The organism is Pseudomonas sp. GR 6-02 (genome assembly GCF_001655615.1).
Taxonomy (GTDB): Bacteria; Pseudomonadota; Gammaproteobacteria; order Pseudomonadales; family Pseudomonadaceae; genus Aquipseudomonas.
In genome coordinates this window covers 4142360-4166932 of the sequence record NZ_CP011567.1, presented here as the reverse complement: position 1 = coordinate 4166932, position 24573 = coordinate 4142360, and the positions used below count along the sequence as shown (strand labels likewise).

General features: G+C 59.4%; 21 protein-coding genes. 12 read left to right on the top strand and 9 right to left on the bottom strand.

All coding sequences use genetic code 11. From position 1 onward, the window contains the following. The first annotated feature begins 3 nt into the window (after window positions 1-3). Window positions 4-1212, top strand: coding sequence for an HlyD family secretion protein (locus tag PGR6_RS18340; protein WP_018925479.1), 1209 nt, complete (start codon window positions 4-6; stop codon window positions 1210-1212). A 126-nt stretch (window positions 1213-1338) separates the two neighbouring features. Beyond that, on the top strand, window positions 1339-2868 hold the full coding sequence (locus tag PGR6_RS18335) for a DHA2 family efflux MFS transporter permease subunit (RefSeq protein WP_018925480.1): 1530 nt from the start codon (window positions 1339-1341) through the stop codon (window positions 2866-2868). Window positions 2869-2905: 37 nt separating this feature from the next. On the opposite strand, the gene lpxH is transcribed toward PGR6_RS18335, so the two are convergent. After that, a complete protein-coding gene (gene lpxH, locus PGR6_RS18330) occupies window positions 2906-3658 on the bottom strand; it encodes a UDP-2,3-diacylglucosamine diphosphatase (protein ID WP_018925481.1) in 753 nt (250 codons plus the stop codon). Next, complete coding sequence (locus tag PGR6_RS18325; RefSeq protein ID WP_064618823.1) at window positions 3655-4158, bottom strand: peptidylprolyl isomerase; 504 nt, start codon at window positions 4156-4158, stop codon at window positions 3655-3657. The genes lpxH and PGR6_RS18325 overlap by 4 nt, the downstream gene beginning before the upstream one ends. Before the next feature lie 261 nt (window positions 4159-4419). On the opposite strand from PGR6_RS18325, the gene PGR6_RS18320 reads away from it, so the two are divergent. Further along, window positions 4420-6120 carry a glutamine--tRNA ligase/YqeY domain fusion protein gene (locus PGR6_RS18320; protein WP_028941250.1) on the top strand — a complete coding sequence of 567 codons (1701 nt, stop codon included), beginning with the start codon at window positions 4420-4422 and terminating at the stop codon, window positions 6118-6120. A 20-nt stretch (window positions 6121-6140) separates the two neighbouring features. After that, a complete protein-coding gene (gene cysS / locus PGR6_RS18315) occupies window positions 6141-7523 on the top strand; it encodes a cysteine--tRNA ligase (RefSeq protein ID WP_064618821.1) in 1383 nt (460 codons plus the stop codon). A gap of 66 nt (window positions 7524-7589) precedes the next feature. On the opposite strand, the gene PGR6_RS18310 is transcribed toward cysS, so the two are convergent. Next, window positions 7590-9467 carry a sigma-54-dependent Fis family transcriptional regulator gene (locus PGR6_RS18310; RefSeq protein ID WP_064618820.1) on the bottom strand — a complete coding sequence of 626 codons (1878 nt, stop codon included), beginning with the start codon at window positions 9465-9467 and terminating at the stop codon, window positions 7590-7592. A 430-nt stretch (window positions 9468-9897) separates the two neighbouring features. On the opposite strand from PGR6_RS18310, the gene PGR6_RS18305 reads away from it, so the two are divergent. The 6 genes from PGR6_RS18305 to PGR6_RS18280 are packed head-to-tail and all read left to right on the top strand — an operon-like array spanning window position 9898 to window position 15834. After that, a complete protein-coding gene (locus PGR6_RS18305) occupies window positions 9898-10992 on the top strand; it encodes an ABC transporter ATP-binding protein (RefSeq protein WP_018925486.1) in 1095 nt (364 codons plus the stop codon). Next, window positions 10992-12089, top strand: a complete 1098-nt coding sequence (locus tag PGR6_RS18300; protein ID WP_064618818.1) for an ABC transporter ATP-binding protein — start codon at window positions 10992-10994, stop codon at window positions 12087-12089. Before PGR6_RS18305 ends, PGR6_RS18300 begins: the two co-directional genes overlap by 1 nt. After that, on the top strand, window positions 12086-12952 hold the full coding sequence (locus tag PGR6_RS18295; protein ID WP_064618816.1) for a carbohydrate ABC transporter permease: 867 nt from the start codon (window positions 12086-12088) through the stop codon (window positions 12950-12952). Before PGR6_RS18300 ends, PGR6_RS18295 begins: the two co-directional genes overlap by 4 nt. An 8-nt stretch (window positions 12953-12960) precedes the next feature. Beyond that, window positions 12961-13761: a carbohydrate ABC transporter permease gene (locus PGR6_RS18290; RefSeq protein ID WP_018925489.1), complete on the top strand. Its 801-nt coding sequence runs from the start codon at window positions 12961-12963 to the stop codon at window positions 13759-13761. A 10-nt stretch (window positions 13762-13771) separates the two neighbouring features. Next, window positions 13772-14044 (top strand): DUF2160 domain-containing protein, encoded by a 273-nt coding sequence (locus PGR6_RS18285; protein WP_026345728.1) that lies wholly within the window; start codon window positions 13772-13774, stop codon window positions 14042-14044. 47 nt (window positions 14045-14091) lie between these two features. Beyond that, window positions 14092-15834, top strand: a complete 1743-nt coding sequence (locus tag PGR6_RS18280; protein WP_064618814.1) for an ABC transporter substrate-binding protein — start codon at window positions 14092-14094, stop codon at window positions 15832-15834. Window positions 15835-15877: 43 nt separating this feature from the next. Here the strand turns inward: PGR6_RS18280 and PGR6_RS18275 are convergent, their stop codons facing one another. From PGR6_RS18275 to PGR6_RS18255, 6 genes are all read right to left on the bottom strand, one after another. Next, a complete protein-coding gene (locus tag PGR6_RS18275) occupies window positions 15878-16756 on the bottom strand; it encodes an alpha/beta fold hydrolase (protein ID WP_064618812.1) in 879 nt (292 codons plus the stop codon). Beyond that, window positions 16756-17715, bottom strand: a complete 960-nt coding sequence (locus PGR6_RS18270; protein ID WP_064618810.1) for a class I SAM-dependent methyltransferase — start codon at window positions 17713-17715, stop codon at window positions 16756-16758. Before PGR6_RS18270 ends, PGR6_RS18275 begins: the two co-directional genes overlap by 1 nt. After that, entirely contained in the window at window positions 17712-18944 is a 1233-nt protein-coding gene (locus PGR6_RS29585; protein ID WP_082920882.1) for a YcaO-like family protein, read from the bottom strand. The genes PGR6_RS18270 and PGR6_RS29585 overlap by 4 nt, the downstream gene beginning before the upstream one ends. 43 nt (window positions 18945-18987) lie before the next feature. Then, entirely contained in the window at window positions 18988-19116 is a 129-nt protein-coding gene (locus PGR6_RS30545) for a hypothetical protein (RefSeq protein WP_256597110.1), read from the bottom strand. 376 nt (window positions 19117-19492) lie between these two features. Next, window positions 19493-20896, bottom strand: coding sequence for a heavy metal sensor histidine kinase (locus PGR6_RS18260; protein ID WP_064618806.1), 1404 nt, complete (start codon window positions 20894-20896; stop codon window positions 19493-19495). Next, entirely contained in the window at window positions 20893-21567 is a 675-nt protein-coding gene (locus PGR6_RS18255) for a heavy metal response regulator transcription factor (protein WP_007940896.1), read from the bottom strand. The genes PGR6_RS18260 and PGR6_RS18255 overlap by 4 nt, the downstream gene beginning before the upstream one ends. A 467-nt stretch (window positions 21568-22034) precedes the next feature. Here PGR6_RS18255 and PGR6_RS18250 point away from each other — a divergent pair, with 467 nt between their 5' ends. Next, entirely contained in the window at window positions 22035-23294 is a 1260-nt protein-coding gene (locus tag PGR6_RS18250) for a TolC family protein (protein WP_064618804.1), read from the top strand. 49 nt (window positions 23295-23343) lie between these two features. Continuing rightward, on the top strand, window positions 23344-24537 hold the full coding sequence (locus PGR6_RS18245; protein WP_064618802.1) for an efflux RND transporter periplasmic adaptor subunit: 1194 nt from the start codon (window positions 23344-23346) through the stop codon (window positions 24535-24537). Window positions 24538-24573 lie beyond the last annotated feature (36 nt).

Genomic DNA, 24573 nt, shown 5'->3' with positions numbered 1-24573 from the left:
GTCATGGCCACTGCCGATACAACTCCAACCCCAACGCCTGACAACGGTCAAGACACGAGCAACCCGCGCAAGCGCAAGGTGATGCTTTTTGTCCTGACCATCATGGTGATCCTCTCCGGAGCCGGCGTCTGGGGTTATCACCAATTCTTCGGCCGCTGGAGCGAAAGCACCGATGACGCCTACGTGAACGGCAACGTGGTGGAAATCACGCCGCTGGTCACCGGCACCGTGGTCAGCATCGGCGCTGACGATGGCGATTTGGTCCATGAAGGCCAGGTGCTGATCAACTTCGATCCGAACGACGCCGAAGTCGGTCTGCAAAGCGCCCAGGCCAACCTGGCCCGCACTGTGCGCCAGGTGCGCGGTTTGTACAGTAACGTCGACGGCATGAAAGCCCAGGTCAATGCGCAGCAGGCCGAAGTGCAAAAGGCTCAGGAGAACTTCAATCGGCGGAAAAACCTCGCTGCCGGCGGGGCGATTTCCCAGGAAGAGCTGTCCCACGCCCGTGATGACCTGACCTCGGCGCAGAACGCCCTGGCCAACGCCCAACAACAGCTCAAGACCACCAGCGCGCTGGTCGATGACACAGTGGTGTCGTCGCACCCGGATGTGATGGCCGCCGCTGCGCAAGTGCGTCAGGCGTACCTGAACAATGCCCGCAGCACCTTGATCGCGCCGGTCACCGGTTATGTCGCCAAACGTACCGTGCAACTCGGTCAGCGTGTCCAGCCGGGCACCGCGCTGATGGCGGTGATTCCGCTGGATCAGCTGTGGATCGACGCGAATTTCAAGGAAACCCAACTGCGTGACATGCGCATCGGTCAGCCGGTGGACATTGAAGCCGATCTCTACGGTAGCAACGTCAAATACAGCGGCACCATCGACAGCCTCGGTGCCGGGACCGGCAGTGCGTTTGCCTTGCTGCCGGCGCAGAACGCCACCGGTAACTGGATCAAGATCGTGCAGCGGGTGCCGGTGCGGATTCACATCAATGCCGAAGAACTGGCCAAGCACCCGTTGCGGGTCGGCCTGTCGACTCAGGTCGAGGTGAACCTGCGTGACCAGAGCGGTCCGGTGTTGGCGCAACAGCCACCGCAAAAGGCTTCGTTCAGTACCAATGTGTATGACCGTCAGTTGGTCGAGGCCGACGCGATGATCACCCAATTGATCCACGATAACAGCGCCGCGGTCAGCAAAACCGCGCACCGCTGATTCGCCATCACACCGACCCTGTGGGAGTGAGCTCCCTCTCCACACTCACTCCCACAAGGTCAGCTGCGTCAGTAACAGGCGCTGTGCCAATCCCGCTCCAAAAAATTCAGCTCCAAAGGATTCGCGATGAGCCATAACGCCTCTTTCTCGCCGCCCAGCCTGGTGCTCAGCACCATCGGCCTGTCGCTGGCGACGTTCATGCAAGTGCTCGACACCACCATCGCCAACGTGGCCTTGCCGACGATTTCCGGCAACCTGGGCGTGAGTTCGGAGCAGGGCACCTGGGTGATCACCTCGTTTGCCGTGAGCAACGCCATCGCGCTGCCGCTGACGGGTTGGCTCAGCCGGCGCTTTGGTGAGGTGAAACTGTTTCTCTGGGCGACGATGCTGTTCGTGCTGGCGTCGTTTCTGTGCGGTATCTCGACTTCGATGCCGGAGCTGATCGGCTTTCGGGTACTGCAAGGCCTGGTGGCCGGGCCGTTGTACCCCATGACCCAGACGCTGTTGATCGCGGTCTATCCGCCCGCGAGGCGCGGCATGGCCCTGGCGTTGCTGGCGATGGTCACGGTGGTGGCGCCGATTGCAGGTCCCATCCTCGGTGGCTGGATCACCGACAGCTACAGCTGGCCGTGGATCTTCTTCATCAACGTGCCGATCGGGGTTTTCGCCGTGATGGTGGTGCGCCAGCAACTCAAGGCGCGTCCGGTGGAGACCAGTTACCAGCCGATGGATTACGTGGGTCTGATCACCTTGATCATTGGCGTTGGCGCGTTGCAGGTGATTCTCGACAAGGGCAATGACCTGGACTGGTTCGAGTCGAATTTCATCATCATCGGCGCAGCTATTTCGGTAATTGCGCTGGCGGTGTTCGTGATCTGGGAAATGACCGACAAACACCCGGTGGTCAACCTGCGGCTGTTCGCCTACCGCAACTTCCGCATCGGCACCATCGTGCTGGTGGGCGGATACGCCGGGTTCTTCGGCATCAACCTGATCCTGCCGCAATGGCTGCAAACCCAGATGGGCTACACCGCCACTTGGGCTGGCCTGGCGGTGGCACCGATCGGCATTCTGCCGGTGGTGTTGTCGCCGTTTGTCGGTAGGTACGCGCACAAATTCGACCTGCGATTGCTGGCCGGTGGCGCGTTCCTGTGCATCGGTTTGAGTTGTTTCATGCGCGCCGGGTTTACCAACGAAGTGGACTTCCAGCACATCGCCCTGGTGCAGCTGTTCATGGGCATTGGCGTGGCGCTGTTCTTCATGCCGACCTTGAGCATTTTGATGTCGGACCTGCCGCCGAGCCAGATTGCCGACGGCGCGGGGCTGGCGACCTTCCTGCGGACCCTGGGCGGTAGTTTTGCGGCGTCGTTGACCACCTGGATCTGGATTCGCCGGGCCGATCAGCACCATGCGTATCTGAGTGAAAGCATCACCACCTATGAGCCGGCAACCCGGGAGGCGTTGAACACGCTGGGCGGGGCGGGCAACCCGGCCTACGCGCAACTGGATCATGTACTGACCAGCCAGGCGTACATGCTCTCCACCGTGGATTACTTCACGTTGCTGGGGTGGGCGTTCATGGGTTTGATTCTGCTGGTATGGCTGGCGAAACCGCCGTTTGCGGCGAAGGCGGGGCCGGCTGCTTCCGGCCACTGAGGCAGGAAGATCGGTCCCACGCAGAGCGTGGGAACGATCAGGCTGAAGGTGCTGCCAATTGCGGCGGCGGGGTGAAATCAAACGGCGCCAACGCAAACCCTTGCTCATCCACCTGCAACGCCCAGCCTTGACGGTCCCAATCCCCCAGCACAATGCGCTTGGCCGCTTGCTCGCCAATCTGCAACTTGTGGATGGCGGGGCGATGGGTATGGCCGTGGATCAGGGTTTTCACGCCATAGGCCTGCATGACCCGCGGCACTTCTTCCGGCGTGACATCGACAATGTCATTGGCCTTCATCCGCGTTTGCGCACGGCTTTCACTGCGCAGCTTGCGCGCCAGTTTATGCCGGGTGCCCAAAGGCAGATGGCGCAGGATGAACAGGGTGATCGGGTTACGCAGGTAGCGCCGCAGCTTCATATAACCTACGTCGCGGGTGCAGAGGCTGTCGCCGTGCATCAACAGCACCGGCTCGCCGTAAAACTGCACGACACTCGGATCTTTGAGCAAGGTACAGCCGGCCGCTTTGCAGAAGGCCTTGCCGAGCATGAAGTCGCGATTGCCGTGCATCAGGAAAATGGCCGTGCCGCTGTCGCTCAAATTACGCAGGGCCTGGCAGATGGAACGCTGGAAGGCTGTCATGGCATCGTCGCCAATCCACGCCTCGAAAAAGTCGCCCAGAATGTACAACGCACTCGCCGAGCGGGCGCGTCCAGCGAGCAAATCCAGAAACGCCCGGGTAATGTCCGGGCGCTCCTCTTCCAGATGCAAGTCTGAAATCAGCAGTATCACTCAATGATCTCGGCTTTCTCGATGATCACGTCGTCTGCAGGTACGTCCTGGTGACCGGCCTTGGAGGTGGTGGCCACGCCTTTGATCTTGTCGACGACGTCGGTGCCTTCAACCACTTCGCCGAATACCGCGTAGCCCCAGCCCTGAACGGTCTTGGCGCTGTGGTTCAGGAAGCTGTTGTCAGCCACGTTGATGAAGAATTGCGCGGAAGCCGAATGCGGCTCCATGGTGCGGGCCATGGCAACGCTGTACTTCTTGTTCGGCAGGCCGTTGTCGGCTTCGTTCTGGATGCTTGGGCGCTTGTCTTTCTTTTCTTTCATGCCAGGCTCGAAACCGCCGCCCTGGATCATGAAGTTACCGATGACGCGGTGGAAAACAGTGTTTTCGTAGTGACCGGCCTTGACGTATTCGATGAAGTTGGCAACGGTCAGCGGTGCCTTTTCAGCGTTCAGTTGCAGGACGATGTCGCCGAAGTTGGTAGACAGTTTGACTTGAGTCATGATCAGTACTCTTTATAGAAATTCGTGGGTTAGGGGCGCTTTGGCCCTCAACCGGTCCGGCCAGTGTCGGCCAAGGTGCGCAGTTTAGCGTGCCGGACGCGAATTTCGAGGCTGTTTTTCATCGCCGGCCGATTAAATGCAACCGATTGCCGGCCTGCTCTGTCAGCCACTTGACAGCATCGGCTATGATAAGCCCCTTTGATTTATAACAGCCGCTTTGATTTGGCCAACTGGCCGCGCACTTGTACGTTCAAGGATCCTATGAGCAAGCCCACTGTCGACCCTACCTCGAATTCCAAGACCGGCCCTGCCGTGCCGGTCAATTTCCTGCGCCCGATCATCCAGGCGGACCTGGACTCGGGTAAGCACACGCAGATCGTTACCCGTTTCCCGCCTGAGCCCAACGGTTACCTGCACATCGGTCACGCCAAGTCGATCTGTGTGAACTTCGGCCTGGCCCAGGAATTCGGCGGCGTCACGCACCTGCGCTTCGACGACACCAACCCGGCCAAGGAAGACCAGGAATACATCGACGCGATCGAAAGCGACGTCAAATGGCTGGGCTTCGAATGGTCCGGTGAAGTGCGCTACGCCTCGCAGTATTTCGACCAGTTGCACGACTGGGCGGTAGAGCTGATCAAGGCCGGCAAGGCCTACGTCGACGACCTGACCCCCGAACAGGCCAAGGAATACCGTGGCAGCCTGACCGAGCCGGGCAAGAACAGCCCGTTCCGCGACCGCTCGGTTGAGGAAAACCTCGACCTGTTCGCTCGCATGAAGGCCGGCGAATTCAAGGACGGCGCACGTGTGCTGCGGGCCAAGATCGACATGGCCTCGCCGAACATGAACCTGCGCGACCCGATCATGTATCGCATCCGTCATGCCCATCACCACCAGACCGGCGACAAGTGGTGCATCTACCCGAACTACGACTTCACCCACGGTCAGTCGGACGCCATCGAAGGCATCACCCACTCGATCTGCACCCTGGAGTTTGAAAGCCATCGTCCGTTGTACGACTGGTTTCTCGACAACCTGCCGGTGCCGGCGCACCCGCGTCAGTACGAATTCAGCCGTCTGAACCTCAACTACACCATCACCAGCAAGCGCAAGCTCAAGCAGCTTGTGGACGAGAAACACGTCAATGGCTGGGACGATCCGCGCATGTCCACGCTGTCGGGCTTCCGCCGCCGCGGCTACACCCCGGCGTCGATCCGCAACTTCTGCGACATGATCGGCACCAACCGTTCCGATGGCGTGGTCGACTTCGGCATGCTCGAGTTCAGCATCCGTCAGGACCTGGACGCGAATGCCCCGCGCGCCATGTGCGTGCTGCGTCCGTTGAAAGTCGTGATCACCAACTACCCGGAAGACCAAGTCGAGAATCTCGAACTGCCACGTCATCCGCAGAAAGAAGAACTCGGCGTGCGCAAGCTGCCGTTCGCCCGTGAAATCTACATCGACCGCGATGACTTCATGGAAGAGCCGCCAAAAGGCTACAAGCGCCTGGAGCCGAACGGCGAAGTGCGTCTGCGCGGCAGCTACGTGATCCGTGCCGACGAAGCAATCAAGGATGCCGACGGCAACATCGTCGAACTGCGTTGCTCGTACGATCCGGACACCCTGGGCAAGAACCCCGAAGGCCGCAAGGTCAAAGGCGTGGTGCACTGGGTGCCGGCTGCTGCCAGCGTCGAGTGCGAAGTGCGTCTGTACGATCGTCTGTTCCGTTCTCCGAACCCGGAGAAGGCCGAAGACAGCGCCAGTTTCCTGGACAACATCAACCCTGACTCACTGCAAGTCCTCACCGGTTGTCGTGCTGAACCCTCGTTGGGCAACGCACAGCCGGAAGACCGTTTCCAGTTCGAGCGCGAAGGTTACTTCGTCGCGGATATCAAGGACTCGAAACCGGGCGCTCCGGTATTCAACCGTACCGTGACCCTGCGTGATTCGTGGGGCCAGTGATCAAGTCTTAAGGAACCGTCGTGCTTACGATCTACAACACGCTCACCAAGAGCAAAGAAGTCTTCAAGCCGCTGGATGGCAACAAGGTGCGCATGTACGTCTGCGGGATGACCGTGTACGACTACTGCCACCTGGGCCATGGCCGCAGCATGGTCGCGTTCGACCTGGTGACCCGCTGGTTGCGGTTCAGCGGTTACGACCTGACCTACGTGCGCAACATCACCGATATCGACGACAAGATCATCAATCGGGCCAACGAGAACGGCGAGTCGTTCGAGGCCTTGACCGAGCGCATGATCGCGGCGATGCACGAAGATGAAGCGCGCCTGAACATCAAAAAACCGGACATGGAGCCGCGTGCCACGGATCACATCCCGGGCATGCACGCGATGATCCAGACCCTGATCGACAAGGGTTACGCCTACGCACCGGGCAATGGCGATGTGTACTACCGCGTCGCCAAGTTCATGGGCTACGGCAAGCTGTCGCGCAAGAAGATCGAAGACCTGCGCATCGGCGCACGAATCGAAGTCGACGAGTCGAAACAGGACCCGCTGGACTTCGTGCTGTGGAAAGGCGCCAAGCCAGGCGAGCCGAGCTGGCCATCGCCGTGGGGCGACGGTCGTCCGGGCTGGCACATCGAGTGCTCGGTGATGTCCACCTGCTGCCTGGGCGAGACCTTCGATATTCATGGCGGCGGCAGCGACCTCGAGTTCCCGCACCACGAAAACGAAATCGCCCAGAGCGAAGCGGCCACCGGCAAGACCTACGCCAACGCGTGGATGCATTGCGGCATGATTCGCATCAATGGCGAGAAGATGTCCAAGTCCTTGAACAACTTCTTCACCATTCGCGACGTGCTCGACAAGTACCACCCGGAAGTCGTGCGTTACCTGCTGGTGTCGAGCCACTACCGCAGCGCGATCAACTATTCGGAAGACAACCTCAAGGACGCCAAGGGCGCCCTCGAGCGTTTCTACCATGCGTTGAAAGGCCTGCCGAAAGTGGCACCTGCTGGCGGCGAAGCCTTCGTCGAGCGTTTCACCCAGGTGATGAACGACGACTTCGGCACGCCGGAAGCCTGTGCGGTGCTGTTCGAGATGGTCCGCGAGATCAACCGTCTGCGCGAGAGCGATCTGGAAGCGGCGGCCGGTCTGGCGGCACGCTTGAAGGAACTGGCCAGCGTGTTGGGCGTGTTGCAGCTTGAAGCCGATGACTTCCTGCAGGCCGGTGCCGAAGGGCGGGTCGACGCGGCTGAAGTCGATGCACTGATCCAGGCGCGCCTGACTGCCCGCGCCAACAAGGACTGGGCCGAATCCGACCGCATCCGCGACCAGCTCACCGCCATGGGCGTGGTGCTGGAAGACGGCAAGGGCGGCACGACCTGGCGTCTGGCTGACTGATCGCTGCGTTTGCTACAAACAAAACCCGCCTTGTGCGGGTTTTTGTTTGCGCCACTGATCATCCTGTCACTCGATCTGGCGCAACCGCTTGTACAAGGTATTGCGACTAACCCCCAACCGCCGCGCCAAGTGCGAAATATTTCCCCCAGCCGCCTGCAATTGCCGATTCAATGCCTCGGCATCATTCAAATCAACGGCTATCGGCTCCGGCGTATCCACCGGCTCCATCTCCAGATCGACAAAAAAATCATCCGGCAAATGTTCCGGCCGTACGGGTTGCTCTTCGGCCATGGCCAACGCCACCTGCATCACGCTGCTGACCTGACGCAAATTCCCCGGCCACGGATGGCGGCTGAACAGTTCCAGCACCTCGGGACTCAACCCGGCCCATTGCGACGGTTCGCGGTGTTGTTCCCACAAGCGCTTGAACAGTGCCTGCTTGTCGCTGCGTTCCCTGAGCGGTGGCAGTTCCAGGGTCAAACCACCGATGCGGTAATACAAATCCTCACGAAACCGCCCCAACTGCACCTGCTCGCGCAATGAGCGGTTGGTCGCCGAGATGATCCGGATGTCTACCGGGAACAACTCGCTGCTGCCCACCGGTTGTACGCAACGTTCCTGCAACACCCGCAGCAGCCGGGCCTGGGTCGGTAACGGCATGTCGCCGATTTCATCGAGGAACAGGGTGCCTTTGTCGGCCTTGCGGATCAGGCCGATGCTGCCTTTCTGGTTGGCACCGGTGAACGCGCCTTTCTCGTAGCCAAACAGCTCGGACTCCACCAGTTCGGCGGGGATCGCTGCACAGTTGACGGCAATGAACGGTTGTTTGCTGCGTGAGCTGGCGTGGTGCAGGGCTTTGACGAAGACTTCCTTGCCGACCCCGGTTTCCCCGTGGATCAACAATGGAATGTCCTTCTCCAGCAAACGTTCGGCCTGGCGCACGGCTTTTTCCACGCGGCTGTCGCCAAAGTGCAGGGTGTTGAGGCTGATCGCGGCGGGCACTGCCAGGGTGGGCTCAGTGCACTTTATTTCAGGGCTTTTCGTTTCAGCGCTCTTTTTTTCTGCAAACAGCCGCGCCTGAATCGACGCCTGTTTCGGTCGTTTCAGCACGCACTGGAAACGGTTGTTTCCTGAGGCTTGCAGGGAAAACGGCAGGCCGTCCGGCTGATTCAGCAGTTCCATCAACGAGACTTTGAACAGGCTTTCGACGCTGACCCGCGACAGGCTGATGCCCAGCAGATTGTCGGCCCGGCGGTTGGCCGACAGTACCTGACCGGTTTCATCGAAGATCAGCATCCCGGCCCATTGGCTGTCGAGGTTGTTCAACCCGGTGTTGAAGGTCAGTTGGAAATGCTGGCCGTGGAACAGGTTGAGGATCAGCCGGTTCTCCACGGTCTGGCTCATCATCTTGACCATGCCCAGGGTGTGGGAGGGCGGCAGGTAGCTGTCGCTGGACACGTCCAGCACCGCGATCACCTTGCGCTCGGCATCGAAAATCGGCGCGGCGGAACCGGTCATGAAGCGGTTGGCCTTGAGGAAATGTTCATCGTGCTCGATGTGCACGGCCTGCTCGCAGGCCAGCGCGGTGCCGATCGCATTGGTCCCGCTGCAATGCTCCATCCAGCTGGCGCCGACGCTGAAACCGCGGGTCAGGCTCGGCTCGATGAAACGCTGGGTACCCCACGACGTCAGCACCTGGCCGTGATTGTCGGCGAGCATGATCAGGCAATTGGAGTTGCTGAGGATGTTTTCGTAATACGGCAGGACTTCCTGATGGGTGGTTTGCACCAGGGAATGCTGACTTTCCAGCAAGTGGGCGATGCCGTCTGCCGGTAGCTGATCGAACGCTGGCGCGCTCTGATGATCGAGCCCGAACGCGCGGCAGCGGGACCAGGAGTCCTGGATGATGGCGTCGTGGGAGCGCTTTGAGACAGGTACGGCCATGGCGGTCGATCTCTGGGCATTATTATTTTTGTTATGAGTAACACGCTTCATGTAGCAGCTGGCGAAGCCTGCGTTCGGCGACGCAGTCGTCGTGAAATCAGGCGTCGCGGTGTATCAGGACGACCACGCAAACAGGTCTTACGACGACTGCGTCGCCGAACGCAGGCTTCGCCAGCTGCTACACAGGATGTGGGGGATTCGAGTAATCGTTTTGCTAAAGCATCCGTAGAGTGTTGTTCACTATTGTTCATTGTCAACCGCCGGATTGTTCAGTTGTTCATTCGCGGTTGTTCATTTCTGTTCAGCAACGAATGCGATTTTTATCTTGTTTGATGGGATTTCCAGCCAAATCAAACGCTTGAGATTTCTGGCACGAATGTCGCTGTAGTGCTCCGGTCGCTTGACTCAAAAAATAAAAAAAGGCCGAGCCATGTCACTAATCCTGGAACATGTCAGCCGCACCATCGAAGGCCAGACCTGGATCGACGATGCGTGCCTTAATTTCGAACCCGGATCGTTCAACGTTTTGCTCGGTCGCACGCTGTCCGGCAAAACCAGCCTCATGCGCCTGATGGCCGGTCTGGACAAACCCGACAGCGGCCGCATCCTGATGAACGGCGTCGACGTCACCCAGCGCCCGGTGCGTTTGCGCAATGTGTCGATGGTCTATCAGCAGTTCATCAATTACCCGACCATGACGGTGTTCGAGAACATCGCCTCGCCGCTGCGTCAGGGCGGCGTTGCCAATGAGCTGATCCAGAGCAAAGTGCTGGAAACCGCGAAGATGCTGCGCATCGAGAAATTCCTCCAGCGCCATCCACTGGAGCTCTCCGGCGGCCAGCAACAGCGCACGGCCATGGCCCGGGCGCTGGTCAAGGACGCCGAGCTGATTCTGTTCGACGAGCCGCTGGTCAACCTCGACTACAAGCTGCGCGAAGAGCTGCGCCAGGAAATGCGCGAGCTGTTCAAGGCGCGCAATACCATCGCGATTTACGCCACCACCGAACCCAACGAAGCCCTGGCGCTGGGCGGCACCACGACGATTCTTCACGAAGGCCGGGTGATTCAGAGCGGCAAGTCCTCCGAGGTCTATCACCAGCCGCAAACCGTGCTGGCGGCGGAGTTGTTCTCCGAGCCACCGATCAACCTGATGCCGGGGCGCATTGCCGGCAACGAAGTGAGTTTCGCCAATTTCGTGCACTTCCCGTTGAACGTCGATCTGCGTCCGGTGGGCGAGGGCGAGTTCCGTTTCGGCGTGCGTCCCAGCCATATCTCGCTGGTGCCGAGCAACGACGACGATCTGGAACTGGCGGTGACCGTCGAGGTGGCCGAGATCAGCGGTTCGGAAACCTTCCTGCACGTGCGCAACGAGTATTTCCTGTTGGTGCTGCACTTGCCGGGGGTGCACGAATACGACGTCGATGCGCCGATTCGCATCTATATCCCGACTCATAAACTGTTTGTGTTCGATATGCAGGGGCGGCTGGTCCAGGCGCCCGGTCGCCGTATTGCGAGGGTTGCCTGATGGCCGAAATCCGTTTGCAGAGCCTTGCCCACAGCTACACCCGCACACCCGCCGGCCCTGAGGATTACGCGATCCGTGAGATGGACCACGTCTGGGAGCAGGGCGGCGCCTATGCGCTGCTCGGGCCATCGGGGTGCGGCAAGTCGACCTTGCTCAACATCATTTCCGGGTTGCTCAGCCCGTCCCAGGGCCAGGTGATGTTCGACAGCAAAGTGGTCAACGAACTGACCCCGGAAAAGCGCAACATCGCCCAGGTTTTCCAGTTTCCGGTGGTCTACGACACCATGACGGTGTTCGACAACCTGGCTTTCCCGCTGCGCAATCAGGGCATGGTCGAAGCGAAGATTTTCAGCAAGGTGCATGAAATCGCCGAAGTCCTCGACCTTCAGGCGTTGCTGCACAAGAAGGCGCGTAACCTCACCGCCGATGAAAAGCAGAAAGTCTCCATGGGCCGTGGGCTGGTGCGCGATGACGTGTCGGCGATCCTCTTCGATGAACCGCTGACGGTGATCGACCCGCACCTGAAGTGGAAGCTGCGGCGCAAGCTCAAGCAGATCCACGAGCAGTTCAACATCACCATGGTCTACGTCACCCACGATCAGCTCGAAGCCTCGACCTTCGCCGACAAGATCGCGGTGATGTACGGCGGGCAGATCGTGCAGTTCGGTACGCCACGGGAATTGTTCGAACGGCCGAGCCACACCTTTGTCGGCTATTTCATCGGCAGCCCGGGGATGAACCTGATCGACGTCCAGCCGCAGGCCGGCGGTGTCGGTTTTGCCGGGACTCACTTGCCGTTGTCCCACGCGATGCAGCAACGGATCGCCGACAGCGAATGGAAAACCCTGAAGGTCGGCATCCGTCCGGAGTTCGTTCATGTGTGGGAGGAAGCCTTTGATGACGCGTTGCGGGCAAAGGTCGTACACGTCGAGGACCTGGGCACCTACAAAATCATGACCCTGAACCTCGACGGCGTGCTGCTGAAAGTACGCCTGGCCGAAGACAAACCGGTGCCCGAGGGCACGGCGTACATCAGTTTTCCGGCCCAGTGGTTGATGGTCTATGCCGATGATTACCTGCTGGAGGTGCTGCCATGAACAAGGTGCAGAACAACAAGGCCTGGTGGCTGGTGCTGCCGGTGTTCCTGCTGGTGGCGTTCAGTGCGGTGATCCCGATGATGACCGTGGTCAACTATTCGGTGCAGGACATCTTCGACCAGTCCAGCCGCTATTTCGTCGGCGCCGATTGGTACAAGCAGGTGTTGCTCGACCCACGGCTGCATGACTCGCTGCTGCGCCAGTTCATCTATTCCGCCTGCGTGTTGTTGATCGAAATTCCGTTGGGCATCGCCATCGCCCTGACCATGCCGATCAAGGGCCGCTGGTCGTCGCTGGTGCTGATTATCCTGGCGATTCCGCTGCTGATCCCGTGGAACGTGGTCGGCACCATCTGGCAGATTTTCGGCCGGGCCGACATCGGCTTGCTTGGGTCCAGCCTCAACGGCATGGGCATCAGCTACAACTATGCGGCCAACACCATGGACGCCTGGGTCACGGTGTTGGTGATGGACGTGTGGCACTGGACGTCGCTGGTGGCGTTGTTGTGTTTTTCCGGTCTGCGGGCGATTCCGGATGTGTATTACCAGGCGGCGCGGATCGATCGGGCGTCGGCCTGGGCGGTGTTCCGGCACATCCAGTTGCCCAAGCTCAAGAGCGTGCTGCTGATCGCGGTGATGCTGCGGTTCATGGACAGTTTCATGATCTACACCGAACCGTTCGTGCTGACCGGTGGTGGTCCGGGCAATGCCACGACCTTCCTGAGTCAGACCTTGACCCAGATGGCCGTAGGGCAATTCGACCTCGGCCCGGCGGCGGCTTTCTCGCTGGTGTACTTCCTGATCATCCTGTTGGTGTCGTGGCTGTTCTACACCGCCATGACTCACTCTGACGCCAATCGGTGAGGCCTGCCATGAGCAAGAGAAAGCTGATTCCGCTGCTGGTCTACATCCTGTTCCTGCTGGTGCCGATCTACTGGCTGCTGAACATGTCCTTCAAGAGCAACACCGAAATCCTCGGCGGCCTGACGCTGTTTCCCCAGGATTTCACTTTCGCCAACTACAAGGTGATCTTCACCGACCCGAGCTGGTACACCGGCTACCTCAACTCGGCGTACTACGTCAGCATGAACACAATCATTTCCCTGACCGTGGCGTTGCCGGCGGCCTATGCGTTTTCGCGCTATCGCTTCCTCGGTGACAAGCACCTGTTCTTCTGGCTGCTGACCAACCGCATGGCACCGCCGGCGGTGTTCCTGTTGCCGTTCTTCCAGCTGTATTCCTCGATCGGCTTGTTCGACACGCACATCGCGGTGGCGTTGGCTCACTGTCTGTTTAACGTGCCGCTGGCGGTGTGGATTCTTGAGGGCTTCATGTCTGGCGTTCCCAAGGAAATCGACGAAACCGCCTACATCGATGGCTACAGCTTTCCCAAGTTCTTCGTGAAGATTTTCGTTCCGCTGATCGGCTCCGGGATCGGTGTCACGGCGTTTTTCTGCTTCATGTTTTCCTGGGTCGAATTGTTGCTGGCGCGAACCCTGACGTCGGTGAACGCCAAACCCATCGCCGCGGTGATGACCCGCACGGTCTCGGCGTCCGGCATCGACTGGGGCGTGCTGGCAGCGGCGGGGGTGTTGACCATCCTGCCGGGCATGCTGGTGATCTGGTTTGTTCGCAACCACGTGGCCAAGGGCTTTGCCCTGGGCCGGGTATGAGGAACTGATGATGGAATGGATGAGTTGGACCAGCCCGACGGCGGCGTTCTTCGGCGTCATAGCCTTGATCCTGGTGGGCATGACGACTTGGGAGTTGCGTTCGCCAAGCATTCTTCGAAAAGGTTTTCTGCCGATTACCACCACCCGTGGCGATCGGCTGTTTATCGGTCTTCTCGGCAGCGCCTACCTGCATTTGCTGGTAATCGGCGTCACCGACTGGAGCATCTGGATAGCGTTCGCGTTGTCCCTGGTGTGGCTGTTGGCTGTGATGCGTTGGGGCTAGTCGAATCGCTCGGCAATGTTGCTCCGAAACCCATAAAGGAGGTCTCTATGTTCGACAAAAACAATAAGCTGCGACATAGCATTTCACTGGCAGCCATGCTGGCACTCAGCGGATTGAGCGCATCGGCCTGGGCTGATGCCTACGAAGACGCTGCGAAAAAGTGGATCGGCGGCGAATTCAAACCGTCCACCTTGACGGCCGATCAGCAACTCGCGGAATTGAAGTGGTTCATCAAGGCGGCCGAGCCGTTTCGCGGGATGGACATCAAGGTTGTCTCGGAAACCCTGACCACCCATGAATACGAGTCCAAGGTGCTGGCCAAGGCCTTCACCGAGATCACCGGGATCAAAGTCACCCACGACTTGCTGCAAGAAGGCGATGTGGTGGAAAAGCTGCAGACCGTGATGCAGTCGGACAAGAGCATCTATGACGGCTGGGTCAACGACTCCGACCTGATCGGTACGCACTTTCGCTATGGCAAGACCGAGTCGATCACCGACCTGATGGCCAACGAAGGCAAGAACTTCACCTCGCCGACCCTCGACATCAAGGACTTCATCGGCATTTCCTTCACCACCGCGCCGGACGGCAAGATCTATCAGCTGCCCGACCAGCAGTTCGCCAACCTTTACTGGTTCCGCGCCGACTGGTTCGATCGGGCGGACCTGAAAGCAAAATTCAAGGAAAAGTACGGCTACGAATTGGGCGTGCCAGTGAACTGGTCGGCCTATGAAGACATCGCCAAATTCTTCAGCGAAGACGTCAAGGAAATCGACGGCAAACGCATCTACGGGCACATGGACTACGGCAAGAAGGATCCATCCCTGGGCTGGCGCTTCACCGATGCCTGGTTCTCCATGGCCGGCGGCGGCGACAAGGGGCTGCCCAACGGCTTGCCGGTGGACGAGTGGGGCATCCGTGTCGAGGACTGCCATCCGGTCGGTTCCAGCGTGACCCGTGGCGGCGATACCAACGGCCCGGCGGCGGTGTTCGCGACGCAGAAATATGTCGACTGGATGAAGGCCTATGCGCCGCCGGAAGCAGCGGGCATGACCTTTTCCGAGTCTGGCCCGGTACCGTCTCAGGGCAACATTGCCCAACAGATCTTCTGGTACTCCGCCTTTACCGCCGACATGACCAAACCGGGCCTGCCGGTGGTGAACGCCGACGGTACGCCGAAGTGGCGCATGGCGCCGTCGCCGAGAGGGCCGTACTGGGAAGAGGGCATGAAGCTTGGGTATCAGGACGTGGGTTCCTGGACATTCATGAAGTCCACGCCTGAGAAACAGAAACTCGCGGCCTGGCTGTACGCGCAGTTCGTGACCTCGAAAACCGTGTCGCTGAAGAAAACCATCGTCGGCCTGACACCGATCCGCGAGTCGGACATCAACTCTCAAGCCATGACCGACCTGGCGCCGAAGCTCGGTGGCCTGGTCGAGTTCTATCGCAGCCCGGCGCGGGTGCAATGGACCCCGACCGGCACCAACGTGCCGGACTATCCGCGTCTGGCACAGTTGTGGTGGAGCCACATCGCCGAAGCCGCCAGCGGCGAGAAAACCCCGCAACAGGCGCTCGATGGTCTGGCCAAGGATCAGGACGCGATCATGACCCGTCTGGAACGCTCCAAGGCCCAGGCCACTTGCGCGCCGAAAATGAACCCGGAACGCGACGCGCAATACTGGTTCGACCAACCGGGCGCACCGAAGCCGAAACTGGCTAACGAGAAGCCCAAGGGTGAAACCGTGAGCTATGCCGAACTGCTGAAATCGTGGGAGGTGGCGCGTAAGTAACAGATCGGCCTGCGACGTCGAACGGCACCTTCGGGTGCCGTTTCTATTTATGCCCACTTTCTCGTTTCAGCGACTGGCGTACGGTTCTCATTACCGCGAGGTCGAAGGCGTTGTGCCCGGCGTGGAGCAGACGACAACGGATGTTCTGGCGCTGGCGAAGCCAACGTACGCTGGACATGCCGAAGGTGTCTTTGATGCCTTGTATCACCAGGGTATCGGCATCGACCCGGAGACGCTCGTCCGCCCGTGTGAAGAAATAGTGATTAACGTGGTAATGCAACTCCAGGCAGATGGCGCGCACCGCTTCTTCATCAACGAAGTCTTCGAGTGCGTGCGGGCACATCGATTGCCCGTTCAATTGCAAAATAGCCTGCAGCCAGTGGATGGCAGCCTGACGCTGTTGCACCTCGCAACCATTGCCCAGTAGCTGGTAGATACCCCGCGCACTGGTGTCGTGGGAGCCAATGGCGAATTGAGATAAACCTTCGCTCAAGGTTTTATCGTAGGCGCTTACGTTCGCAACAAATGGTATGAACACCGAGACCAACGTGGTTTTCAGAATGGCGTCGGGATAGCGATGCTGGTATTGGATGGCCAACCAGCTTCCCCATGAAATGCCCAGCAAACTGATTTTTTCGAAACCAAAATGCCGACGCAGGGCATCGATGTCTTCAACGGACAGCCCAGTGTTGTTGTGCTGGAGCTCGCCGAGGGGAAGGGAGCGCCCGCAGCCACGCTGGTCGAACAAAATGATATCGAAACATCGCAGATCGAAGAACTCAAGATGATGGAGGGCGCTACGACCACCCGGCCCGCCATGCAGGAAAAATATCGGTTCGCTGCCGGGGGTGCCGTGCCGCTCCCAATAGAGATGGTGGCCGTCACGAGTCGGGTAGTAGCCATTGATCGGGGAGACCACCATCAGATGGGAACCTTCAGCCTGTAGAACTGGAACAGCTCCGTGTGCCCGGGGCGGGCCGCTACACTGGAAATCACCTGCAGTTTCAGGATCTGGGCCATGTAGGGAACGGAAATCAGTACCGGCGTATGGCCGAAAACGATAATCGTGCCTCCCGGATTCACGCACGGTGCCATATCGTGCAATGTCTGCTGCGCATCGGCGCGAGTCATGACTTCGGCATTGAGGAAACGCAGTATCAGCACATCACATTTGATGCCGGCAGAGGCAATGTTTCGGGCATCGGCCAGATAAAATTCGGCAGATGAGGTGCCATGACGATTTTTTGCATGTTCGATCATCGACGCCGAACGATCGGAGCCCAGGCAATGTCGGTCGGGGAGTTCGCGGGCCAGGTGCGCAATGAATTCCCCAGTCGAGCACGCCGGATCATGGATCACCGCGCCGGGACTCGATATCGTCTTGAGTAACGTTGCGCAATGCTGGCGAAAGTGGCTTTCGTCGGCATCCAGTTGCTTGGCGAGCGATTCATTGCACTGCCAGTATTCGGGCGGGCAAACAAACTCCAGGCCCGTGTCATCAGTGACAGGAAGCGGGAAACACACCTCGCTGTCCGGTTTAGTCTGCGCAACGTGGAAAGCCGTTTCCTTTTCTTGTCGGGTAACTCCTCGAAAATAGATCTCTGCACCTTCATTGCCCCAATGCCACTCAGCGAGCGGTCCGAGCAACATCCAGGGCCTGAGCAGGCTGTTGATATGCCAGCCGTCAGTGTCAGTGTGTTGCAGGACTTTTCGGCCCACCCAGTCGCAGCCATTCACGCGCAGAACAAAGAGCTGATGGAGCCCCGGCCCCAAGGGCTCGACGTAACGATCGAGTTTGCCAGGGGAGGCCACATGACGGACGAAGGATTGAGCCAAGCGCTGTTCTCGATGGAGGGCAGTCGTTGCCGATCGAGCGTTCATGCCGGCACTCCATGTCGCCTTTCCAAGCGCCGTCCCCGCGCCTGCGGGATAACCACATTGCCGCTGGAGACTACGAAAAATCGCTCCAGCCCCGGAATGACGACATTGACCAGCGTGGTGCCGAGGGCGGTCTGGTGAAGCGGTGCAATGCCCAGCGTGCGCCCATACCGATGCAGGTCTTCGGCCAGCAAGCTGATTTGCTCGGCCAATGGTCGTTCATCACGAGCATCGGGCAAGACTACCGTTTGTTGCTCGCACAGGTTCAACAGCGGATGCAGATCGAATCGCAGGCAGCGCAACAGGCGAGGAAAGGCCGTCAGATGCCGCTGAGCGTTGCTCAGATAGTCTCTCAGTTCAGGCTCAGAGGACCAAAGATGTAACTGAACCAGTTCGGTAAGTGCTCGCCATGCGCCATGCCTGGCATCGATCGAGCAACCGGTGCCGAAGACTCGCGGGTGAGTGCATGGCGCGGCTGAAAAGGCCAGAAAGGTTCGCGGCAGGAATTCGGTGCTGATGTCGACAAGGACGATCTCGGCACCGATCTCCGCTTCGGCGTCCAGCCACAGCCGACCCAGCTTGTCGTGATCGGACGTGCGTGCGACGCGGCGCAGGGGCGCGTGGTTTTCGTAGTAGAAATGCTCCAGCAAGAACAACGAAACCGCATCGCGCTCAATACATTCATTGGCAGCATGCAAAACCGCCTCGTTGTAAGTTGCGCCAATAGCGGTTCCGCTATTACTGGCATAACGTTGCAGTGCGCCATAGTTGGTTGTGTCTTGTATCAGTGTTCGTCGTGAATAACCGGGTGTGCATAAAGCGGCCGGGTATGTAAATGAAGTGCGCTTTAGAACATCCGTATACTGTCGGCAGGCTGTTATGGCATTGGGTTGTTCGGCGATAAGTGCCAGGGCAGTGTCGTCGGTAAATAGTGATGTGTCGGAAAAATAGCGCGGGGCTACATAGTGAATGTCGGATGTATCCAAGTGGTCACTTAAATAGTGTTCCAGCATTTCGTAAAGTGCACCGACACGGGCGTGGCGCGGGTAGCCTTTACCTGATCCCCTGGCGGTGTGGTGCTGATCGCTGGAGCTGGCAGAGGCATGGACCGCGACAATCTGCTGGCCCAGTGTGCGGGTGTCGACACGCAGGCCCAAGCTATCAAGTTCAGCGTGAATCCGCTGTTCAGCTTGCTCCAGGGTGAGTTCTCGTTCGGCTAGTGTGAAACCCATTGTTCGCTCCCTCGAGAAACGGGGGGCGCCGGCCCCCCGTTTTTTATACGGCTTCCAGTTCGGACTGTTCAGCCTCAGTCAGTTGCAGTTCTTCAACCTGCTCTGGCGTAGGCGCTTCCTGTTGTTCAAGGTCGATCACTTTGTTGGCGTTCCAGTTACCCATATAACCCATGATTAAACTCTCTTTTTGTTAGACATTGGATGTGCTGTATCGAGCACGGAGCAAATGTATAAGGCAGGTATTGGCTCGGTCAAAAATGACAGGAAGTTTCAAAAACCATATTCAAGGGGTGTTGAAATACGTACACATCAATTGTCGGCTTGACGATTTTTTTCGTGACGCATCGGCGGGTGTTGAATGGGACGGTATTGCGGAACATACCCGCCCCAACGATTTCGACGCATGCACTTGTCGGAAATTTCAGCTGCATGGAGGTGCGAAATCGTGATGACTGACTTTTGTGGCTCTTCAGGGTTCTTCGCGCGACGATTTTTCCTATCGCGTATGAAGGCGTTTCAGAAAAAATGCAGGTTGAATGGCTGGGCATCTATTCATCGGGGGTGGGAAATCCCAATCGAAACACCGTCAACGTCCCAGGCGAGCTTTTAACCTGTGCCACCCCCTGATGCAGGCTCATGATCGAGCGCACGATGGCCAGGCCCAGTCCGGTGCTGCCTTGTGAGCGGGAGCGGCTGCTGTCGACCCGGTAAAAGCGGTCGAACAGGTGCGGCAGATGCTGCGCTTCGATGCCCGCGCCGGGGTTGCTGACTTCCAGTGCAACCTGTGTCGCCTCTTGCTCAATGTGCAGCGAAACCGTTTGCCCGGCCGGACAGTGGCGCAGGGCGTTGGACAGCAGGTTCGAGATCGCCCGTTGAATCATCAGGCGGTCGCCCAGTACCCGTGCGCTGGCGCCTGTCACGCGCAGGCTGATGCGCTTGTCTTGCGCCGACAAGGAAAACAGGTCGGCCACTTTTTCGACTTCTTCTTCCAGGGCGACCGACTCGAAAGATGTGAGCGCTGCGGGGTTACTGGCCTGCGCCAGAAACAGCATGTCCGAGACAATCCGCGCAACACGCTCCAGCTCTTCGGTGCAGGACACCAAGACGTTTTTGTACGCCTCGGCCGTGCGTTCCCGGGACAGCGTCACCTGTGCCTTGCCCATCAGATTGTTGATCGGCGTGCGCAGTTCATGGGCCAGGTCATCGGAGAACTGCGACAACTGCTGCACACCATTGTCGAGGCGATCCAGCATGACGTTGATCCCCTGGGCCAGCTCACTGAGTTCCTGGGGCATGTCGAGCACCGACAGCCGATGGCCGAGGTCTTGCGTCGAGACCATCGCCGCCACTTTGCGAAACTCGCGCAACGGCATCAGCCCCCGCTGTACGGCGGCCCAGGCACTGAGGCCGATGAAGATCAGCAGCAATGGCAAAGCAATCAGCGTCGAGCGCAGATAGGCGCTGAGCAACGCCTGATTGTGGGCATCGTCCATCGACAGCAGCACCGGGACGCGGGTGCCGTCCTTGATGCGGACCAACCGAGAAGCGGTCAGGTAGCGCTTGCCTTGATCGTCGGTGCCGTCGGAGAACGCCAGTGGTTCGTCGGCGGCCAGCACTGCCTTGCGTTCAAGGCGCGGGTCGGCCATGCCGGAGCCGGATTTCAACAGCGGCGTGCGCAAGTTACTGCGGTCATAAATCGTCAGGGTGAGGTTGTCATGGCCCATGACCTGATCGAGCAGAATGTGCGGCGCCGAACGAATTTCTGCGGCATCGGCGTACAGCGACAGGCTGTGTTCCACCTGTTCCACCTTCTGGGCCAGGCTGTTTCTGGATAACGCGTTCAACTCATGGGTCAGGGCAAAGTAGGCAAGGATCGCCAGGAACACCACCAGTAGCGCGCCGAGAATACTCACCGTCAGGCCCAGGCGCATCGACAGGCTGGCCGGCTTCATTCCCGCGCCTCCAGGACATAGCCGACACCGCGCAGGGTGTGGATCAGTTTGCTGTCGAACGGGTCGTCGATCTTCGCCCGCAAACGCCGGATCGACACTTCGACCACGTTGGTGTCGCAGTCGAAATTCATGTCCCACACCAGCGAAATGATCTGGGTGCGGGTCAGTACTTCCCCGGACTGGCGCATCAGCAGATGCAGCAGGGCGAACTCCTTGGTGGTCAGGTCGATGCGCTGCTCGCCGCGAAAGGCGCGGTGACGGCCCGGATCAAGTTCCAGATCGGCGACTTTGAGCACCTGCGGCACCGGGATGTTTTCGCTGCGGCGCATCAGCGTGCGCACCCGCGCCAGCAATTCCGGAAACTCGAATGGCTTGACCAGATAATCGTCGGCACCCAGATCCAGACCACGAATCTTGTCGGCCAGACGCCCGCGGGCGGTGAGCATCATCACCCGGGTGGAGTGGGTGCGACGCAATTGCTCCAGCACGCCCCAGCCATCGAGTTCCGGCAGGTTCACATCCAGGATCACCAGGTCGTATGCCTGCTGTTGCGCCAGATGCAGTCCGTCGGCGCCAGTGGCCGCGTGGTCAACGATATAACCACTTTCCGTCAGTCCCTGATGCAAGTATTCGGCAGCTTTAAGCTCGTCCTCGACGACAAGGATTCGCATGATTTATCACCACTTTTATTTAATGGATATTTAATTAAGGTGGCCGGGAAAGTTGTTGTTTTTGTAGGGGCTTCCGGACGGATTTGAATAACGACTAGAGATTGTGAGTTGCTGGTTTCCTACGGCGGTTTCCCTGTGTGATGGCGTGCAAGGTAAAGGCTGTAGTGGCTACAGGGTCAACTGAAATGCTGAGTCTTGAGCCCTGAGTATGGTCATCTGCGACAGCCTGTCGCAGCGGGCAAGCCCGAATGCCCATGCGCTACATTCAGGCAAGTGCTGTTTGGCAGATAACTACCGTGTATTTGTTTCCATGTATTGCTATGTTGCCTTTTGCACTTCGCATCCTAGATCAAAACAACTTCCATAAGCCGTGGATGACGGATTTGTAATGTTCCAGTCACCTTGCCGATAAGTTCAAAACCCTACCGTGGCGGCATCAAAGATTCTTGAATAAAGGAAGTCTTCCATTGCCCGGTTTAAAAGAGCGGACGGCGCGAGCACGCCTGAAAAAAACAGCGAGGACAGTGACGGCCAGCGTTGTGTGGCTGGCCGGCACGGGGCTTGTGCATGCATCGACCCTGACCCTCGATCAAGCCCTGCAAACGGCATTTGCCGGTAACCCGGATCTGGCGGCTGCGCAGTGGGAAATCGGCATCGCCGAGGGTGAGCGCAAACAGGCCGGTCTGATCCCCAACCCCGAAGTGTCGTGGGAGGCCGAAGACACCCGGCGCGATTCGCGAACCACCACGGTGATGCTCAGCCAACCGATCGAACTGGGCGGCAAACGTGGTGCACGGATCGACGTCGCCAGCCGCGCGCAGGACGCCGCCGGGATCGAGTGGGAGCGCAAGCGCAATGCCTTGCGCGCCGATGTGATTCAGGCGTTCAACAGCGCCCGGACCGCGCAACAACGCTTGCAGTTGTCCCGCCAGTCGCTGCAACTGGCCGAACACGGTTTGCGCGTCGCCCAAGGACGCATCGAGGCCGGCAAATCATCGCCAGTCGAAGGCACCCGGGCGCACGTGCAACTCTCCGAAGTGCGCCTGGAACTGAGCCGCGCCGAACGCGATCGGGCCAACGCCTACCAGCAATTGGCGCAGGTCATGGGCGCACCGTTGCCAACCTCGACCACCGTGCAAGCGGCCGCGCAAAGCATGCCCACCGTGCCATCGGCAAGTCGATTGCTGGAGCGCCTGAACGAGACCGCCGAGCTGCGTCTGGCCAAATTGCAGATCGATCAGCGCGAAGCCTCATTGGGTCTGGAAAAGTCGCAACGCATTCCCGACCTGACCGTGAGCATTGGCAGCCAATACAGCGAAACCGAGCGCGAACGGGTCAACGTGGTCGGGTTATCGATGCCGATTCCGTTGTTCAACCGTAATCAGGGCAACGTGCTGGCGGCTGCCCGGCGCAGTGATCAGGCACGGGATCTGCGCAACGCCACCGAACTGCGTTTACGCACGGAAATCCAGACCGCCCTTGAGCAATGGCAGACCGCCAACGGCGAAGTCGAAGCGTTCAACCAGACCATCCTGCCCGCCGCGCAAAGTGCGGTCGACAGCGCCACACGCGGTTTCGAAATGGGCAAGTTCGGCTTCCTCGATGTGCTCGACGCCCAGCGCACCCTGATCAGCGCACGCAGCCAATACATCCAGGCCGTCAGCGAGGCGACGGACGCGCGAGTACGCATCGAACGCATCTTCGGCGACCTCACCGTCAGCCCTTGAATTTCATCTTTCAAATCACTGCGCGATGGCATGGCGCAGAGGAGTTTCCATGGAAAAAAAACTGATCGTGGTGGCTGCGGCGACGTTGGCGCTGGGCATTGGTATTGGCTCGATGTGGCCGGGCAATGCGTCCATCGACGCTCACGCCGATGAATCGGCGGAACACGCCGGTCACGCTGAAGAAGGCGCAGCAGCCAACGGTGAACATATAGAAGAAGGGCACCTGGAGCTGAGCACCGAACAGATCGCAGCGGCGGGCATTCAACTGGCCGAAGCGCGGGCGCAGAACATCAGCCTCGGCTTGCCGTTCCCCGGCGAAGTGCGCTTTGACGAAGACCGTACCGCGCACGTGGTGCCGCGCGTCCCTGGCGTGGTCGAGTCGGTGTCGGTCAATCTCGGGCAGTCGGTGAAGAAGGGCCAGTTGCTGGCGGTGATCGCCAGTCAGCAGATCTCTGATCAGCGCAGCGAACAGGCTGCCGCGCAGCGGCGCCTGACCTTGGCGCGCACCACCTACGAACGCGAGAAAAAACTGTGGCAGGACAAGATCTCCGCCGAGCAGGATTTCCTTCAGGCACGCCAGGCATTGGAAGAAGCCGAAATTGCCCTGACCAATGCCCGGCAAAAAATCAGTGTGCTCAGCGGCAGCGTGGTCGCCACCGGCGGCAATCGCTATGAACTGCGTGCGCCGTTCGACGGTGTGGTGGTGGAAAAACACCTGACGCCGGGGGAGGTGGTCGATGAAACCTCGGCGGCTTTTACCCTCTCCGACCTGTCGCGGGTGTGGGTGACGTTCGGCGTTTCGCCCAAGGATCTGACCAAGGTACAAGTGGGCAAACCGGTCACCGTCAGCGCCCCGGAACTCAATGCTGAAATCGCCGGCACCGTGGCCTACGTCGGCAGTTTGCTCGGTGAACAGACCCGCACTGCAACGGTCCGCGTGACCCTGGAAAATCCGCAAGGCTCGTGGCGCCCCGGCCTGTTCGTCACCGCGCTGGTGGCGACCGACAGTCGCCAAGCCAGGGTCGCCGTACCTGAAACCGCGATCCAGACCGTCGAGGACAAACCCACGGTGTTCGTGCGCACCGATGACGGCTTCAAGGCGCAAGCGGTGGAGTTGGGCAGTCGCGCGGCCGGTCTGGTGGAAGTCACCCAAGGGCTGGAACCGGGCGTGCAAGTCGCCAGTGCCGGCAGCTTCATCCTCAAATCGGAATTGGGCAAAGCCTCAGCCGAGCATTCTCATTGAAGGCTCCCACTGATCCGTCAACCTCGACCGGAAGGT